The 1039-nt window shown below is 58.6% G+C and carries 2 protein-coding genes; both read right to left on the reverse strand.

Features of this window, described 5'->3' with window-relative positions:
• Positions 1–534 (reverse strand): IS6 family transposase (locus ACM6UT_RS23360; RefSeq protein ID WP_416799654.1); only part of this gene is annotated, 534 nt, incomplete at its 3' end.
• Between the two features lie 68 nt (positions 535–602).
• Positions 603–1039 (reverse strand): MFS transporter (locus ACM6UT_RS23365; RefSeq protein WP_416799655.1); only part of this gene is annotated, 437 nt, incomplete at its 5' end.

The following is a 1039-nucleotide window of genomic DNA, read 5'->3' on the forward strand; positions in this document are numbered from 1 at the left end:
AGGAAGGTGTGAATTCTCGGCGCGGTTGTTGAGCCCTTTATGTGAGCGATGCTCGACACCTGGCATGATCTCGCGCTTTGCTGCTTCGTAAGAGCGCAACTTGTCGGTTACCATCACGCGGGGCGTGATGCCCTGGCTCTTCAGCAGCTTTCGCATCAGCCGAAGAGCGGCCTTTCTGTTTCGGCGGCTTTGCAGCAGAGCATCGAGAACGTAGCCGTCAGCATCAACGGCGCGCCACAGCCAGTACTTCTTGCCTTTGATGGAGACGACCATCTCATCGAGATGCCACTTGTCGGCAAAGTTGCCGCGCGAGCGTCGCCGGAGTTGATCGGCAAATTGGCAGCCGAACTTTGCGGTCCATTCGCAGACAGTCTGAAACGAGACATCGATCCCGCGCTCGGCAAGCAGGTCTTCAACATCGCGCAGGCTCAACGGGAACCGATAGTAGAGCCATATCGCATGGGCGATGATCTCGGCAGGAAAGCGGTGGCGTTTGTAGCGCGAAGCCGTGTCCACGTTTGAAAACTTTGTCATCACCGGCGGATATCACCCAGATCAATCCATATCCGTTAAGGCGACGCCACCGTTCTCCGTTATGGGACCTATGACGCAGGCGATCTGGCGCGCCACATGAACCAGGTAGGTAACAAAGCGAGAAGGAATATCCCGAAAACAACAAGGAAGCCGTCCTGAAATGCGGCATTCGTTGCCTGAGCCACCACGCTCTGCCCCAGAAAAGAGGCCGCAGTAGGCAAGAGCTGGTTCTCCGGCAGCCCGGATGCCCGCACCAGACCGGCCACCTCGCGAAGAAACTCCATGGTGGTAGAATTGTCGCTGGTCTGCGTCGCCGCGAACGCATCCGCGTGCATGATCGTTCGCCGCTCGATAAACACTGTCAGCAGGTTCACACCGAAGGCGCCACCGAGCTGCCGGATGAAGTTCACCGCCCCCGATCCCTGCCCGAGAAGATGGCGCGGCAGGACTTTCAGCGAACCGGACGAGATCGCCGGGAACACAAGGCCCAATCCGACGCGCGAGA

The sequence above is a fragment of the Ciceribacter azotifigens genome, from assembly GCF_048159625.1.
GTDB classification, from domain to species: Bacteria; Pseudomonadota; Alphaproteobacteria; order Rhizobiales; family Rhizobiaceae; genus Allorhizobium; species Allorhizobium azotifigens.